This window comes from Variovorax sp. CCNWLW186 (assembly GCF_037203865.1).
Classification (GTDB): Bacteria; Pseudomonadota; Gammaproteobacteria; order Burkholderiales; family Burkholderiaceae_C; genus Variovorax.
This window is the reverse complement of record NZ_JBBCBO010000035.1, coordinates 1-14,712: the sequence shown is the minus strand read 5'-3', so window position 1 is coordinate 14,712 and position 14,712 is coordinate 1. Positions and strand designations below refer to the sequence as shown.

Here is a 14,712-nt window from a genome sequence, read left to right as displayed (position 1 = left end):
CTCATGGCGCCGCGCCGGCTACACCAGCCGCCGGATCGCCTTCTTGCGCCACACCAGCCGGTAGTAGGCCGTTTGCAGCAGCAGCATCGCCCCGAACGTCACGGGGTAGGCATACCAGATGCCGTTGAGCCCGATGCGGTGGCTCATGAACCAGGCCACCGGCACCTCGATGCCGATCAGGCAGAGGATCGAGATGGCCGTGGGCACCAGCACCGAGCCGCTGGCGCGCATGATCCCCGAGATGGCTGCGGCCATGCCGAAGATCACCAGGCTCCACAGCATGATGTGCAGCAGCGTCTGCGCAATTTCGATCACCGGCGCGCTGGTGATGAAAAAGCTCATGAGGTGGCGCGAGAACAGGTAGCCCAGCAGCACCAGTCCGCCCGTGAGCGCCAGGTTCATCAACAGTGCGGTCTTGGCGATGGCGCCGAGCCGGTCTGCGCGGCCTGCGCCGATGGCCTGGGCGCCGAGGATCGATGCCGTGATGGCGATCGAGATAGCCGGAAACTGCACATACGCCACCACCTGGTTCACCGCGCCATACGCCGCGGTAGCGCTGGAGCCGTAGCCGTTCACCAGCGAGAGCAGGGCAATTTCAGCCAGCGCCACCACGATCATCTGCACGCCCGTGGGCACGCCGACCTTGAGCACGGCCTTCAACAGCTTGGGGTCGATGCGCAGGTGGCGAATCAGCTCTGCATCGGGCGCCAGCGGACTGCCGCGGCTGCGAAGGCGCCACGCCATCCACAGCGTGGCGACCACGAAGGCGACCACCGTGGCCCAGGCGCCGCTAGCGACGCCGAGCTGCGGCAAGCCGCCCCAGCCGCGAATGAGCGCCGGCGTGACGATGAGACCCACAACCGTGGAAATGATCAGCGTGAGCAGCGGCGTGACCGTGTCGCCCACACCGCGCAGCATGGCGGTGGACAGCAGAAAGACGAACAGCCCCGGCATCGCGATCAGCATGATGCGCGCGTAGCTGGTGGAGTCGGCCAGCACGTCGGGCGGCGTGCCGAGCAATGCCAGCAGCGGCGTGGTGAAGGCGCCGCCGAACACCGCTACGGCAAGTCCCAGCAGGATGCCGACCGCCAGCGTGGTGCCCGCCACGGCCTTGGCCTTGGCAACGTCGCGCGCCCCCCAGGCCTGACCGATGAGTACCGAGGCCCCGGCTCCCAGGCCGATGACGAACGCGATGAAGAAGAACATCACCGGAAAGAAGCTCGACACCGCCGCCAGAGCGCTGACGCCGATCATCTGGCCGATGTAGATGTTGTTGATGGTGCCGGACAGCGACTGCAGGATGTTGCTGAGCAGCATCGGCGCCAGGAAGAACAGGAAGGTCTTCCACAATGCGCGCGGTGCTCCGGCGGCGGCCACGGGCGTGCCGCGCAGGCCGGTCTTGTCTGCCGGGGCTTCGGTGGTGGCGGTTGGCGTGGTGCTCATGCGGCGCTCCATCCCGCAGCGGAAAGCTTCTGCAGGTGAGCCCTGATGTCTTCGGGCCACGGCGCGACAAGCTCGTCGAAGCGCTCGCGTTCACCTGCAAACAATGCGCGCGTCGCTTCCTCGAAGCCGGGCAGGTCGCCCGCAATGGCGGTCATGAAGCGATAGGTGGCTTCTCTTGCCGCACGCTCGGTGTCGCGGTCGGCGTGCACGCGACGTGCGTCGTCGACGAGGCGACGCAACGCGACCGAGGCGCCGCCCGGCTGGCGGCCGAGCCACTCCCAGTGGCGCGGCAGCAGGGTCACTTCACGTGCCACCACGCCCAGCTTGGGACGGCCGACGGTGCGCGGCGCTTCGTCATGAGCTTCGGGCTCAGCGGATTCAGTTTCTTCGCGCAGGTCGAGGTCGATCTGCGCGCCCGTCGAGTCGTCGAAAAGCAGCACGGATGCAGCGTCTGGGCGCCGGCGCAATTGGGCGATCACCTCGGTCTTCGTGCCGCCGGCAACACGCTGGAAGCCGGAAAACGCGGTGATGGTGGTGCTGGCCAAGGCTGTTGGAGTTGTTGGAGCTGGCATGTGATTGTTCATGCGTCATATTTTATCCGGGTAAAACAGCAAACGGCAATATACCCGGGTAAAAATATAAAGCGAGCATTTGCGGAAGGGGAAGGAGGTGGCCGCCCCCGGCCCATTCTTGCGGGCGGCGCCGGAATTGGCCGCCGCGGCCCTATGGCAAACTTCAGCGCTTTATTCGCCAAGCACCGTCGGCCAAGCCGACCGTGCGTGACAGGGACGTCATTCAGACATGCAGAAAATCATTCGCCAGCTTGCCGCCGAGATCAAGGTAGGCGAGCACCAGGTGAAGGCGGCCATCGAACTGCTCGATGGCGGTGCCACGGTTCCGTTCATTGCCCGCTACCGCAAGGAGGTCACCGACGGCCTCGACGACATTCAGCTGCGCGAGCTCGAAGCGCGCCTGGCTTACCTGCGTGAGCTCGAAGACCGTCGCGCTGCGGTCATCAAGAGCATCGACGAGCAGGGCAAGCTCACGCCCGAACTGCGCGCCGCCATCGAATTTGCGCCGACCAAGCAGGAGCTCGAAGACCTGTACCTGCCGTTCAAGCAAAAGCGCCGCACCAAGGGCCAGATTGCGCGCGAATTCGGCATCGAGCCGCTGGCGGACAAGCTGCTGGCCGACCCGACGCTCGACCCCGCGGTGGAGGCCAAGGCCTTCCTGCAGCCCGCCACCACGCTGGACGACGGCAAGCCGGGCCCCGATTTTTCGACCGTGCCGGCCGTGCTCGATGGGGTGCGCGACATTCTTTCCGAGCGCTGGGCCGAAGACGCGGCGCTGGTGCAGGGCCTGCGCGAATGGCTGTGGGCCGAGGGCCTGCTCAAGTCCACGCTGATGGCCGGCAAGGACGAGAACAACGCCGACGTCGCCAAGTTCCGCGATTACTTCGACTACGACGAGCCGATCGGCCGCGTGCCTTCGCACCGCGCGCTGGCCGTGTTTCGCGGCCGCGCGCTCGACATCCTCGACGCCAAGCTGGTGCTGCCGGTAGAGCCCGAACCGGGCAAGCCCAGCATCGCCGAAGGCCGGATCGCGCTGCACCTGGGCTGGAGCCACGCAGGCCGCCCGGCCGACGACCTGATCCGCAAGTGCGTGGCCTGGACCTGGCGCGTGAAGCTCGCGCTTTCGACCGAGCGCGACCTGTTCACCCGCCTGCGCGAAGACGCCGAAAAGGTCGCCATCAAGGTGTTTGCCGACAACCTGCGCGACCTGCTGCTGGCCGCTCCCGCCGGCCCGCGCGTGGTGATGGGCCTGGACCCGGGCATTCGCACCGGCGTGAAGGTGGCCGTGGTAGATGCCACCGGCAAGCTGGTTGAAACCGCCACCGTGTTCCCGCACGAGCCGCGCAAGGACTGGGAAGGCTCGCTGCACACCCTCGGCAAGCTCTGCGCCAAGCACGGCGTGAACCTGATCGCCATTGGCAACGGCACCGCGAGCCGCGAGACGGACAAGCTGGCTGCCGACCTCATCAAGCTGCTCGCCAAGATGGCCGCACAAGCCGGCGCACCCGAAATGAAGGTCGACAAGGTGGTGGTGAGCGAGGCCGGCGCTTCGGTGTATTCGGCCAGCGAATTCGCCTCGCAGGAAATGCCCGACGTGGACGTGAGCCTTCGCGGCGCCGCCAGCATTGCGCGCCGCCTGCAAGACCCGCTGGCCGAGCTCGTGAAGATCGACCCCAAGAGCATCGGCGTGGGCCAATATCAGCACGACGTGAACCAGAGCGAACTGGCCCGCACGCTGCAGGCCGTGGTGGAAGACTGCGTGAATTCCGTGGGCGTGGACCTCAACACCGCGAGCGTGCCGCTGCTCAGCCGCGTCTCGGGCCTGTCGGCCAGCGTGGCCAAGGCGGTGGTGCGCTGGCGCGAATCGAACGGTGCGTTCTCCACGCGCAAGCAGCTGCTCGACGTGACCGGCTTCGGCCCTAAGGCCTTTGAGCAGAGCGCGGGCTTTCTGCGGATTCGCGACGGCGCCGACCCGCTCGACATCACCGGCGTGCACCCTGAGACCTATCCGGTGGTGGAACAGATCATCGTGAAGACCGGCAAGCCGATCACCGAGCTGATGGGCCGCGCCGAGATGCTCAAGACGCTCAAGCCCGAGCTGTTCGCCAACGAGAAGTTCGGCGTCATCACGGTGAAGGACATCCTCGGCGAGCTCGAAAAGCCGGGCCGCGACCCGCGCCCCGACTTCAAGGTGGCACGCTTCAACGACGGCGTGGATGACATTGCCGACCTGAAGGAAGGCATGATCCTCGAAGGCACCGTGAGCAACGTGGCCCAGTTCGGCGCCTTCATCGACCTGGGCGTGCACCAGGACGGCCTGGTGCACGTGAGCCAGCTGAGCCACAAGTTCGTGAACGATGCGCGCGAAGTGGTGAAGACCGGCGACATCGTCAAGGTCAAGGTGATGGAAGTGGACGTGGCGCGCAAGCGCATCGGCCTCTCGATGAAGCTCGACGCGGCCCCCGCCCGCCGCGACGGCCCGCGCGACAACCGCTTCGAAGGCGCGGGACGCGGCCAGCAACAGGGCTCGCGCCGCGACAGCGCGCCGCAGCCCGCGGGCCAGATGGCCAGCGCGTTTGCCAAGCTGCAGGGGCTGCGCAAGTAAGCCGTGCCGCACGGTTCTTGCTGATGCCGCCGGCATGACGATGAAGGCACTGCGCATCTATGCCGGCCCCGCGGCCCGCAAGCACATCGAGGCGAACGGCCTGCGCCCGCAGGACGTGCGCACCATTCCCGGCGCCGCGGGCGGCCCCAAGGGGCTGATCCTCGGCCCGCTCGACCGCTTCATCTTCGGGCGCTGGCTCACGCAGTCGAGCCAGCCGGTGCACCTGGTGGGCGCATCGATTGGGGCATGGCGGCTTTCGACGGCCTGCCTGTCCGATCCGCAGAAGGCCTTCGAACGCTTCGAGCACGACTACGTGCGCCAGCAGTTCGAAGTGCCGCCGGGACAGAAGCGCCTCCGCCCCGACCAGCTGAGCGCGCGCTTTGCCGAGAGCCTGCACGACTTCTACGGCGGGCGCATCGGCGAGGTGCTCAACCACTCGCGCTACAAGCTCCATGTGGTGACCTCTCGCGGCCGCCACATCCTCGGGCGCGAGGGCAGGGCGCGCACGCCTTTTGGCTACCTGGGCGCCTTTGCCACAAACAGCCTGCACCGCAAGAGCCTGGGCGCATGGCTGGAGCGCTGCGTGTTTTCCACGCCCGGCGCGGCCCTGCCTTTCGGCACCAACGACTTTCGAACGCGGCAGCACGCGCTCAGCGAAGAGAACTTCAACATGGTGCTGCAGGCATCGTGCTCGATTCCGTTCCTTCTTGCCGCGGTGCACGACATTCCGGGCGCGCCGCGCGGCGCGTACTGGGACGGCGGCATTACCGACTATCACCTGCACCTGGACTACCAGCCGGCCGACGAAGGCATCGTGCTGTACCCGCATTTCCAGCAGGCTGTGGTGCCGGGCTGGCTCGACAAGGGCCTGCGCTGGCGGCACAAGTCCACGGGCTTCCTCGACCGCATGGTCGTGCTCGCGCCCGACGCCGACTGGGTGCGGTCGCTCCCCAACGGCAAGCTGCCCGACCGCAAGGATTTCATCCGTTTTGCGAACGACGCGCAGGCGCGTATCGGCGCCTGGAGCAGGGCCACGCGCGAGGCCCAGCGGCTGTCGGATGAGTTCGAGGCGTGGCTTTCAACCGGCCGCACGCAAGACCTGCTGCCGCTCTGAAGACGTATCGCCGGGGCAAACCCTGAGGCTGTGGGCGCGCAGCGCCTTCGAGAATGGGCCGTTCACTCTTTTCAGAGAAAGCCGCCCCCATGCAGCAGGCCCCGATTTCACGCCGCCGATTCACCCTTGCCGCCGCAGCAGCGGCAACCATCCCGATGCCGACGCTGGCCCAAAGCGCCTGGCCCAACAAGCCGATCCGCATCATCGTGCCGTACACGCCGGGCGGGTTTACGGACCAGATGGCACGGCTGGTGCAGGTGGGCCTGCAGGCGCGGCTCGGCCAGCCGGTGCTCGTCGACAACAAGCCCGGTGCCAACAGCCTGATCGGCGTCGATGCCATTGCCAAGGCCGCGCCCGACGGCACCACCTTCGGCGTTGTCATTGCGGCCTATGCGGCCAACACCACGCTGTACCCCAAGCTGCCGTATGACCCGAAGAAGGACCTGAGCGGCGTTTCGTTGATGGGCGTGTCGCCGTTGCTGGCGGCGGTCAACATCGATGCACCTTTCAAGACGGCGCGCGAACTCATCGACTACGCGCGTGCCAACCCGGGCAAGGTGAGCTTCGGTTCATCGGGCAACGGCTCGGCCGCGCACCTGACGACCGAGCTGTGGAAGTCGCTCACGCAGACCTACATGATCCACATCCCATACCGCGGTGCGGTGCCGGCGCTCACGGATTTGATGGGCGGCCAGATCCAGCTGTTCTTCGATGCGCCCACGGGCCTCATCAACCAGGCGAAGGCGGGCAAGGTGCGGCTCATCGGCGTGGCCGGAGACAAGCGCCTGGCTGCCGCGCCCGATGTGCCCACCTTCATCGAGCAGGGCTTTGCAGGCTTCACCGGCAGCACCTGGGCCGGCATGCTGGCGCCCGCGGGCACGCCGCGCGACATCATCAAGCGCATGTCGGAAGAGGTGGCGCGCGTGATCAAGAGCGACGAGACGCGCGCCAAGCTCGATGCCATGGGCACGATTCCGGCGGGCAGCACGCCCGAAGAATTCGACGCCTTCATCACGGCTGAAACCACCAAATGGGCGAAGGTGATCCGCACCGCCGGCGTGAAGGCGGAATAGCGGAGCACCGAGCGCAAAAGCCTCAGGCCGCCAGCACCAGCACCTTGAACTGGCTCGGCACGATCCGCATGCCGATGATGTTGCAGCGGTTCTGCACCGAGAGGCTGGTCATGCGCGTGCAGGGCGTGCCCTTGAGCAGCACGGTGAACGCACCCGTGATGTGGCGCGAAGGCCCCATCACGGTCTGCGACACAACGCCCATCAGCACGCCCGCGTTGTCGCCGTTGGTGATGGGCGTGGTGGTGGCCAGGTTGTGGGCCGGCGTGCCGCCGTACAGGATGTTCCAGGCATTGGGAATGGCCGTAGGACCGAGCGCGAAGTTCGGGTAAGGGATGGGCAGCGCCGGCGGCGTCTTGCAGACATCCGGAAATGCGAGGTCCATTCCCATCATCTGTGCGTTGGCAAACATGCGTAAGGCTCCTTCAATCAACCCATGTGGATCTGCTCGGCATCGACCTTGACCAGCCCCTTGCTGGTCAGCAGCGTGTTCTTCGAATGCAGGCGCAAGGTCTGCTCGGCCTGGATGTCGATCTGGCCGGCACGCACCTGTTCCATCTCCTCGGTCAGGCGGAAGCTCGAGCGGGTGAGCAGGCTGAGGCGATCCAGCACCACCTCGCAGGTGCGCCCAACGAAGCGCGACACCAGCACGCTGAAGCGGATGCGGGCGCCCTGGTAGTCCATCTCCCCGATCTCGCAATGAGCCCGCCGGGCCTGCGCGCGCCACTCGGGCGACTGCATGGCGATCGAGGTGTCCGACTCCAGCGCCATCGGGCCCGCGCTGCGCGCGCGGATGCCACCCGAGCGCGACACCAGCGTCAGGTCGCCGTCCACGGCCAGCGTCGCCTGCCGCGGGTCGGCCTGGACGACCACCGCGATGACGAAGCTGTCGCCCTGGCGGGTCGAGGTGATCAACACCGTATCGCCTACCGCAGGCAGCAGCAGGCAGCTGGCAACGCGCCGGCAGCGCAGCGATCCCTGGCCGTCGTCGAGGTCGACCTCGAACCATGCATCGCCATCGCTGGCGATCACCGTGGCGGTTCGCGTGCCGGAGTCCGCGCGGGCCGCATGCGAAGGGCGCTGCATGAGCGGATCCAGCACGCCTTGCGTTGCATGGCGTGCAGTGGCGATCGTGTCGCCGGCGGTGGTCCGGGTGGAGGTCATGGGCTTTCTTTCTTGGGGCGGCGGCCATGGATGTCGCGGTCCAGGCGGGATGGGCGCTCGGGTTGCTGCAGCGCCACCTTCTCGGCTTCGTGCAGCGCAGGGTCCCGGTCCAGCGTACCCAGGCGGGTACTGAACCTGGCGCCGTCCAGGTCGGCGCGGTGAAACACGGTGCGCAGGAAAGCGGCATCGCGAAAGTCGGCCTGGACCAGCGATGCGTAGGAAAAATCGGCGTAGTCCAGGCGGCTGCCGGTGAATGCGGTCTGCCCGCAGTGCGCGCGATGGAAGACGCCTTGCTCGAGCTGCGCCTGCGAGAAGTCTGCGCCGTCGAGATGGGCGTCGACCCAGATGCTCTGCTGGAAGTGGCCGCCCCGCGCATCGACGCCGCGCAGGTCCGCCTCGGGAAACAGGCACTGCATGGCCTGCGCCCCTGCCAGCACCGCATTGCGCAGGTCGGCCCCCTTGAAGTTGCACTGCGTGAGGCGCGCATCGCGGAATCGGCACGCCGCCAGCACCGCGTCGATGAACTGGCAGAGGTGGAACTGCTGCCCGGAGAAGTCTTGCCCCGCAAGATCCGCCTCGCTGAAAATCGCGTTCGTGAAGCTGGCTCCGGCGTAGCGCGTGCCCGTCAGCGCTGCGCGAAAGAAGATGGTTGACGAGAAGGCCACCGCATTGAAGGACGCGCCCGTCAAGTCGCACTCGGAGAACACGGCTTTGTCGAGGCTGGCACGGTCCAGGCAGGCGTTGCGCAGCTCGCTTTGATGGAAGTTCGCCTGGTCCATGAAGGCCTCTTCCAGCCGAATGCCCCACAGCGTGCAGCCGCTGAACACCGAATGCGGCATGGAGGCCGCATCCAGCACCGCATCCTGCAGGCTGCACTCATGGAAGGCGGCGCGCGTCAGCTCCGCCGCCGGCAACTGCGCCTGGTCGAAGCGGCATTTCTCGAAGAGGGATTCGCCCAGGCGCGCGGCATCGGCCTGAACGCCCCGGAAGCTGCAGCCGCTGAACACGCCGCCGCGCAGGTCGATGCCTCTCAGGTCCATGTTGCTGAAGTCCTTCTCGCGGATCGGCTCGCCGTTGCGGACCTGGGCTGCCAGTGTCTCGGCGTTCACGCGCCGCTTGCCTCGGGGCGCCGGGGCAGTGTCTTCATCTGGTCGATGTGGGCCCCCAGGGTGATCGTGCCTGGGGTGATGAGGATCTGGGAGACATCGGCACGGAACAGGTTGGCCTCGCCCAGGTCGGCATCGACCAGGCAGGCCTTCTGAAGGTTGGCATTCATGAGGTTGGCGAGCCGCAGGAAGGCACGCGTGAAATCGGCGCGGATGAAGAGGCTGTCGGGTGCCGCCGCCGCGCGCAGGTCCGCGCCCTTGAGCGACGCGGAGGAGAAATCGCAGGTATCGAGCGTAGCCCGCCTGAAGTTCGCGCCATCGAGAGGCAGCTCGCGCAGGGTGCAATGCACCAGCGTCGCATCCTCGAAGTCGGCCTCGCGAAGATCCGTGGTGCCGACGAAGCTGGTGGTCTTGAGCAGGGCACGCCGAAACCGGATGCCCTTGTGCAATGGAGTGTGGGCCCAGCTGCAGGCTTCGACGGTGGCGCCGGAAAAATCCACCGACTCGAACTCGGCCTGCACGAACAGCACCTTTTCCAGGCGTGCCTCGCCGAAGTCGCAGCGCGCCAGCCGGCAGTGCTCGGCCATGCTCACATAGCGGAGGTCGGCGCGCCGCAGGCTGCAATCCGCGAGTTCGATCCCCTGCAGCAACAGATAGCTCCACCTCACTTCGTCGAGACAGCAGCCGTCGAGGCGCAGCTTTTCCATCTGCGTGCGCTCGAAGCGGGCCTGCGCGAAGTTGGTGTTTTCGCAGCGTGCGAGGCTGAGGTTGGCACGCTCCAGGTTGCAGCTCGTCAACGAGGCCTGGCGCAGGTCGGCGCGCACCAGCACCGATTGGCTCAAGTCGGCGCCATCCAGGCGGGTGCCCTGGAGGAGGGCGCCTTCGAGCAAGGTCTGGTGCATGCGGGCGCCCCGTAGATCGAGGCCCGACAGGTCGCAGCCCGTCAGATCCATGGCGGACAGATCGCGGTCCGCGGCCATGGCGGCGAGCACGCGTTCGCGCGTCTGCGCATTCTGTTCGGCAGCCATCGGATCGGCAGCGGCCTGGTGGTGGGCCGCCATGCGGTACAGCGTCAGCATGTCTTGCCGGCCCCGCTGCCCGAGGACCTGCAGCTCGGCGTGCTCGGCGGCGCTCATGGCCGGGGTGCCCGTGGCCGCGGCGATGCCGGCCAGGCCCTCGACGATCGTCTCGGCTTCGAATTTCGGCGGGCCCTTGAGCTGCGCGTTCCGGCTTTCCTCGTCGGTGATCCGGCTGCTGTCGAAGCCCGCCTTGCGCGATTCGGATGCATTGTCCCGGGCCGCCTTCGCGACTTCCTGCCTGGCTTCCTCCAGCTTGCGTTCCTGTTCGCGCTGGTAGGCGCGTGTCTTGTCGATGAACTCGGGCAGTTCGGCCAGCGTGGGCATCTTGTCGAAAGGCTTCGGCAGGGGCCGTTCCCGGAAATGGCGCGCCTTGTGGCCGGCCTCCAGGCCCCGCGCCGTCAGTTCGGCTCGCAGGCGCTCGCCCTTGTCCTTGATGTTCCTTGCCAGGATCGATTCGCGCGCGTCGATCTGGTCCAGCCAGGGGCCGATGGCCGAGGCCGGCAGCAGTTCCTCGTCGAGCAGCGCATGGATCGCGCCTTTCTCCAGGTTGCAGCGATTCTCGAAGACCTTCTCGTAGTGGGAGAGGGGGCGCAGCGGGCTGTCTGCCGCCTCCATCGCCGGCATGACATGCGTGATATCCGCGGCATCGTCCTCGGCGATGAGCGTCTCGCCGTGAAAGATCAGCATGACCTGCGCCATGTGCGGGAAGAACCACGCGGTGGTCAGCCGCAGCGGCACCTCTTCCAGCGCAACGGGCCGCGCAGACTTTCTTGCCACGAAGCCGCGTGCGCGCAGATCCGGAAGCCTTCCGCGCAGCACCGCATGCTCCGGGTGCATGTTCCAGATCTCGTAGGGCGCGGCTGCGGGAATGGACAGTTCGTCGTTCCAGCGTTGTTCCGGAGCCGCGGCGTTGAAGAACTGCCAGTCCATGTCGCGCGCGAAGCCGGGGTAGAGCGTCTCGCGCCACTGGTCGCCGTAGTCCGTTCCCAGCAGCTTCAGGCGTTCGGGCAGATCGACGTCCATCGCACCCGGGCAGGCCGGGGCCGGCCTGCGGTCGGGGCGGTCCATGCCATCGCCCGGACGTTCGACGTTGGGAAGCCGCTGCACCAGCAGGCCATTGACCATCTCGGGTGCGTACCCGATGCCCGCGGGGTTGGCGGCAAAGCCGGGGCCACCGAACGCGTGCCGCCAGTCCAGGCGCATGGTGTCGAAAGCCTGCGGCTCGGTGGCGCGGCCATCCAGCCAGTAGCGGTCGCCCGAAACGAGGAACTGGCGTCGCAAGGTGCCGACGCGCAGGTCGACCGCGCAGCGCGTCTTGTCCTGCTGGTGGCAGGTATAGGCCTGGCCGCTCACCAGGAATTCAGGCCGCAGCTTGGGAATGCCGAGATCGATTGCGGACTGGTTTCCCAGTTCGGCAGAGACGGTTTTCCAGAGCTCCGTCTCGGGCAGCAGCACGCCCCCTTCGCCAAGGGTGTGCATGCCGATCACGGTGAGTGCGAGACGCTGGCTTTGCGCGCGCAGGAAGGGTCGCGTAAGGACGCTCAGGCGCAGCGGTTTGATGGTTTTCACAGCGAGATCAGCGCCTTGCGCCGCGGATCACCAGTGGGGTGTGCCTGCGGTCGATGGCCAGTCGCGACGGGTCTTGCGGGTCCTGCAGTAGATGAATGTCGGGCCGACCCGCGGAAAAATGGGCCAGCAGGTCCTCGTCGATGAGCGTGCGCAAGGTGGTCTGCTGCTCGATGCCGGCGGCATCGACGTAGGCGACGCCCAGCTGCACGGCCGTCATGCGCTGCCCGATGGGGCCGCGCCGGGAGTAGCCGCTGGGCGAGCGCATCAGGGAAACCGCGACGCCTTGCAGCGGACGCCCGCTGGCCTGCAGCTGCTCCCACAGCCGGCCTTCCTCGGCATAGGCGCGATGGCTCATCAGCGCCACCGCGAGCACGATTGCGGCGAGCGCAATCACGCCCAGGCTGACGATGCCGAACACCCCCCACAACACGATATCGAGCACGTTTTCCACGCTTCAGAGCAGGATCTTGAGCGCCTGGATGCCGGCGCGCAGGCCGCCCGTCTTGATCTCCGTGCCCACCAGCTGGATGAGCGCACCGGCATCCCCCAGCGACATGGCCTTGTTCTTCCACTCCGCGCCCACGGCCTCCAGCTTCACGCCGATGGCCTGCGCCTGCACGCCGATGGCCATCGAACGCACGGCCACCACGCCCAGCGAAATGCCCGACACGTCCATGTTCAGGCCGGTGCCGCCCAGGCGGAACCACCTCCAGTCGCTGCTCTTGGAGTAGTTGTTGGTATAGGAGATGGAGTTGTTGGTGTAGTTGACCGTCAGGTTGTTGTAGGTGTTCGACGTCGTGTTGTAGACGCTGGTGTTGATGACGTGCTGCGTCGTGTTGTGGATGTGGTTCGTCGTGTTGAAGGTCACATCCGGGGAGGTGTGCACCGTTGGGCCGGTCACCGTGGTGTTCGAGGGGCCGTTGACCAGCACGGTGTTCGAGGTGTCGATGGTGTCGTTGCGTCCGCCGCTCACGAAGCGGATCTCCTTTCCATCGATGGTGCCGTGGAAGCCGCCGGTGATCGCAAGGTTGACGCCGCCGCTGATGGTGTCGTTCAGCCCACCGCTGAGCGTGCGCTTCTTGCCGCCCGAAATGGTCTGCGTGACGCCGCCGCTGACCGTTTCGCTGAAGCCGCCGGTCACGTCGCGAGTGTCGCCGCCGGTAATGGTTTCTTTCGCGCCCGCGGTAATGTCGCGGGTTTCGCCGCTCTTGTAGGTGGCCGATTCATGGCCCTTGATGAGCGTGGTGCGCGTGCCGTCTGTGGTGTGCGTTTCATCGGCTTCCACTTCCACGTCGAGGTTGCGCTCGGCGTGCAGCAGGATCTGCTCGGCGCCGCTGCGGTCTTCGAAGCGGAGCATGTTGGCCTGGTTGGCCGCACCGCCCGTGCTCGATCGCGTGAGGATGCCGCTGGCCGTGGCGTTTGCGGGCAACTCCCACGGCGGCATCTGGTCGTTGTTGTAGACGCGGCCGGTGATGATAGGGCGGTCGGGCTCGCCGCCGATGAAATCGACGATCACTTCCTGGCCCACGCGGGGCATGTGCATGGTGCCGTAGTTGGCGCCGGCCCAATTGCTCGACACGCGCACCCAGCACGAGCTGTTTTCGTCCGACTGGCCGTAGCGGTCCCAGCGGAACTGCAGCTTCACGCGGCCAAAGCGGTCGGTCCAGATTTCTTCGGGGCCGACGACGGTGGCGGTTTGCGGGCCGTTGGTGCGCGGCTTGGGCGTCTTGCGCGCGGGCCGGTAGGGCACGTTCGAAGGCAGCACCGTGAAGTCGAACTGGCACACCGACTCGGTGCCGGTGCCGGTGGAGTACTCGGGCTCCTGCAGGTCGTAGCGGGTTTCGGTGATCAGGTATTCGCGGTTGTCCGACTCGCGCGGGCAGTGCGTCATCTCGAACAGATAGCCGGGCGCCATGCCGACCACGTTGGTGTGGCCCGCAGCGAGCTCATGCGCGCACTGCAGCTCCTGCAGGCGAATCTTCGCGTAGGTGTCGCCTTGCTGGTGTTCGCTGTAGCCGCCCAGCCATTCATAGACTTCATAAGTCGAATGGTCGTGGCCCTTGGGGTCTTGACGCACGCTTTGCAGCGAGGCGCGCGACTTCTTGAAATCGAAATCGTCGAGCATCACGCGGCCCGAGGTGATTTGCTCGGCCACGCGCCACTGGTCGATGCAAGGCTCCATCGCATGCAGCACGCGATCGCGCGGGCGGTAGGGAATGGTGGGGTAGCCCGGGAGCTTGCGGTAGCCGCCGGTGTCGTCGGCCAGCACCAGCAGGTGCGAGCTCTTGGCGTGCTCGAAGTGGTAGGCGATGCCTTCGTGCTCCATGAGGCGGCTCACGAAAGCGAAATCGCTCTCCTGGTATTGCACGCAGTATTCCCAGGGACGGTAATTGCCGGTGAGCCGCTTTTCAAACTCGAAGCCATATTTGCCCAGCACTTCGTCCAGCACTTCGGGCACGCTCTTGTTCTGGAAAATGCGGCAGTCGGTGGTGCGCGTAAGGTACCAGAGCCACGGCTGCACCAAGGCGCGGTACACATAGTGCCGGCCGGTTTCGTTGGCGCGGCCCACCAGCTCGAAGCGCACCACGGTACCGTTCAGAAAACGCGGCGCGCCGCCGTCGGTCACTTCGATGGTGAGAGAAGTACCAAGCAGTTTCTTCAGGTCGAGGTTGAAGCTCGGGCTGACCATTTCGACCTCGAACTCGAACAACTGCGACAGTGCTTCCCGCCCCCGCATGGCGCGGAACTTGAGCTGCTCGGCGCTGAGTACGGTGTGAACCTGGACGGTACGCGTCATTCGGAATTTCCCTCGCCCTTGGGGCTTGTTCGGATGCAAAGCCTTTGGAGGGGAGTCTAGAAATTCCTTGTGTCATATGGATGACGCGGCTGTTCGGAGGCTATTGTTCAGGGCGCGTGCAAAGGCCACCGGGTACTCCCCTCCGCGAATGTCCCCCGGCCTTCGGCCTCCTCCTTTATTTCGCTGCGCGGAG

Annotated in this window: 11 protein-coding genes; 3 read left to right on the top strand and 8 right to left on the bottom strand. The window is 66.4% G+C overall.

What is annotated here, in order from left to right; genetic code table 11:
- Positions 1–18: 18 nt before the first annotated feature.
- Both V9K97_RS26075 and V9K97_RS26070 read right to left on the bottom strand, forming a co-directional pair.
- Positions 19–1,443: an MATE family efflux transporter gene (locus V9K97_RS26075; RefSeq protein WP_443304260.1), complete on the bottom strand. Its 1,425-nt coding sequence runs from the start codon at positions 1,441–1,443 to the stop codon at positions 19–21.
- Positions 1,440–2,015 carry a DUF2239 family protein gene (locus V9K97_RS26070; protein ID WP_337321672.1) on the bottom strand — a complete coding sequence of 192 codons (576 nt, stop codon included), beginning with the start codon at positions 2,013–2,015 and terminating at the stop codon, positions 1,440–1,442. The genes V9K97_RS26075 and V9K97_RS26070 overlap by 4 nt, the downstream gene beginning before the upstream one ends.
- A 229-nt stretch (positions 2,016–2,244) precedes the next feature.
- Here V9K97_RS26070 and V9K97_RS26065 point away from each other — a divergent pair, with 229 nt between their 5' ends.
- From V9K97_RS26065 to V9K97_RS26055, 3 genes are all read left to right on the top strand, one after another.
- Entirely contained in the window at positions 2,245–4,620 is a 2,376-nt protein-coding gene (locus V9K97_RS26065) for a Tex family protein (protein WP_337321670.1), read from the top strand.
- Positions 4,621–4,660: 40 nt separating this feature from the next.
- Positions 4,661–5,734 (top strand): patatin-like phospholipase family protein, encoded by a 1,074-nt coding sequence (locus tag V9K97_RS26060; RefSeq protein WP_258508407.1) that lies wholly within the window; start codon positions 4,661–4,663, stop codon positions 5,732–5,734.
- An 89-nt stretch (positions 5,735–5,823) separates the two neighbouring features.
- Complete coding sequence (locus V9K97_RS26055) at positions 5,824–6,807, top strand: tripartite tricarboxylate transporter substrate binding protein (protein ID WP_337321668.1); 984 nt, start codon at positions 5,824–5,826, stop codon at positions 6,805–6,807.
- A gap of 22 nt (positions 6,808–6,829) precedes the next feature.
- Here the strand turns inward: V9K97_RS26055 and V9K97_RS26050 are convergent, their stop codons facing one another.
- From V9K97_RS26050 to V9K97_RS26025, 6 genes are read right to left on the bottom strand one after another with little or no spacing between them, the layout of a single operon-like run.
- The gene (locus tag V9K97_RS26050; protein ID WP_319437979.1) at positions 6,830–7,216 is read right to left on the bottom strand and encodes a DUF4150 domain-containing protein; all 387 of its coding nucleotides are present in this window, start codon (positions 7,214–7,216) and stop codon (positions 6,830–6,832) included.
- 17 nt (positions 7,217–7,233) lie between these two features.
- Positions 7,234–7,968 (bottom strand): DUF3540 domain-containing protein, encoded by a 735-nt coding sequence (locus V9K97_RS26045; RefSeq protein WP_337321663.1) that lies wholly within the window; start codon positions 7,966–7,968, stop codon positions 7,234–7,236.
- On the bottom strand, positions 7,965–9,077 hold the full coding sequence (locus V9K97_RS26040; protein ID WP_337321661.1) for a pentapeptide repeat-containing protein: 1,113 nt from the start codon (positions 9,075–9,077) through the stop codon (positions 7,965–7,967). Before V9K97_RS26040 ends, V9K97_RS26045 begins: the two co-directional genes overlap by 4 nt.
- Positions 9,074–11,722: a DUF2169 family type VI secretion system accessory protein gene (locus V9K97_RS26035; RefSeq protein ID WP_337321660.1), complete on the bottom strand. Its 2,649-nt coding sequence runs from the start codon at positions 11,720–11,722 to the stop codon at positions 9,074–9,076. Before V9K97_RS26035 ends, V9K97_RS26040 begins: the two co-directional genes overlap by 4 nt.
- 7 nt (positions 11,723–11,729) lie before the next feature.
- Complete coding sequence (locus V9K97_RS26030) at positions 11,730–12,164, bottom strand: hypothetical protein (protein WP_337321659.1); 435 nt, start codon at positions 12,162–12,164, stop codon at positions 11,730–11,732.
- Positions 12,165–12,176: 12 nt separating this feature from the next.
- Complete coding sequence (locus tag V9K97_RS26025; RefSeq protein ID WP_337321657.1) at positions 12,177–14,519, bottom strand: type VI secretion system Vgr family protein; 2,343 nt, start codon at positions 14,517–14,519, stop codon at positions 12,177–12,179.
- Positions 14,520–14,712 lie beyond the last annotated feature (193 nt).

What these genes read in the sequence shown, in the direction of transcription:
- V9K97_RS26050 (WP_319437979.1), bottom strand. Translation starts at nt 7,216, where the DNA reads ATGTTTGCCAACGCACAGATGATGGGAATGGACCTCGCATTTCCGGAT.
- V9K97_RS26065 (WP_337321670.1), top strand. Translation starts at nt 2,245, where the DNA reads ATGCAGAAAATCATTCGCCAGCTTGCCGCCGAGATCAAGGTAGGCGAG.
- V9K97_RS26025 (WP_337321657.1), bottom strand. Translation starts at nt 14,519, where the DNA reads ATGACGCGTACCGTCCAGGTTCACACCGTACTCAGCGCCGAGCAGCTC.
- V9K97_RS26060 (WP_258508407.1), top strand. Translation starts at nt 4,661, where the DNA reads ATGAAGGCACTGCGCATCTATGCCGGCCCCGCGGCCCGCAAGCACATC.
- V9K97_RS26075 (WP_443304260.1), bottom strand. Translation starts at nt 1,443, where the DNA reads ATGAGCACCACGCCAACCGCCACCACCGAAGCCCCGGCAGACAAGACC.
- V9K97_RS26055 (WP_337321668.1), top strand. Translation starts at nt 5,824, where the DNA reads ATGCAGCAGGCCCCGATTTCACGCCGCCGATTCACCCTTGCCGCCGCA.
- V9K97_RS26045 (WP_337321663.1), bottom strand. Translation starts at nt 7,968, where the DNA reads ATGACCTCCACCCGGACCACCGCCGGCGACACGATCGCCACTGCACGC.
- V9K97_RS26070 (WP_337321672.1), bottom strand. Translation starts at nt 2,015, where the DNA reads ATGCCAGCTCCAACAACTCCAACAGCCTTGGCCAGCACCACCATCACC.